1 protein-coding gene is annotated in these 736 nt (G+C 39.9%); it reads right to left on the reverse strand.

The window, feature by feature from the left end:
- Positions 1-22: 22 nt before the first annotated feature.
- Positions 23-736: hypothetical protein (locus ACFIJ7_RS09730; protein ID WP_375645211.1), on the reverse strand; the 714-nt coding region annotated here is incomplete at its 5' end.

Raw genomic sequence — 736 nt, forward strand, 5'->3', positions numbered from 1 at the left:
CCCCGCCGCGCCCACGCGTTATTTAAGCAGCGTCTTTTAGTGACTGATTATCATCACAGATATCATTACGAATTTTTGCACGGCTATTGACAACAGCATTGCCATAAATTTGCACATGATGATCAATATTTGATTTGCCATAGACCTTGGCATGATCATAAATTCTTACAAAGCAACCAACACGAGCCGATCCAGAAACCTTGGCATGACCATAGATACTTGAATAATCCTTAATCCAAGCATTACAAAAAACGTGGGCATTATCATAAACCCGCGCCCAGACATAAATGCGTGACTTGCCATACACATGGGCATTGCCAAAAATATAGCCACAAACATAGGCACTTTCATAGACACGGGCATTGTCATAAACCTTGGCACCATTAGAAATAGTAGCATTATCACTAATTACGGCATAACCATAAACATGCCCACAGACCTTAGCGTTATCATGAATTTTTGCATTATCATAAATATGAGCGGTTGTATCAAAAACCAATGCTTTGCCATTAACGATAGCATTGCCATACACCTTGGCACCTCTAAAGATTTTCGCGTCATTATAAATTTTAGCATTTTCATAAACAGTTGCATTGAAAAGAACCGCGGCATTATCATAGACCCAGCAATTGCCATCATGGGATAAGTTACTTTCATTTTCAATAAAACCGCCGAGGTCCCCCGCCTTAACATCATCAAAATCTCTTAGAGCACGTATACGGTGTAAAGTAAGACC

Source organism: Bartonella sp. MR100HLJHH (assembly GCF_042194215.1).
Taxonomy (GTDB): domain Bacteria; phylum Pseudomonadota; class Alphaproteobacteria; order Rhizobiales; family Rhizobiaceae; genus Bartonella; species Bartonella grahamii.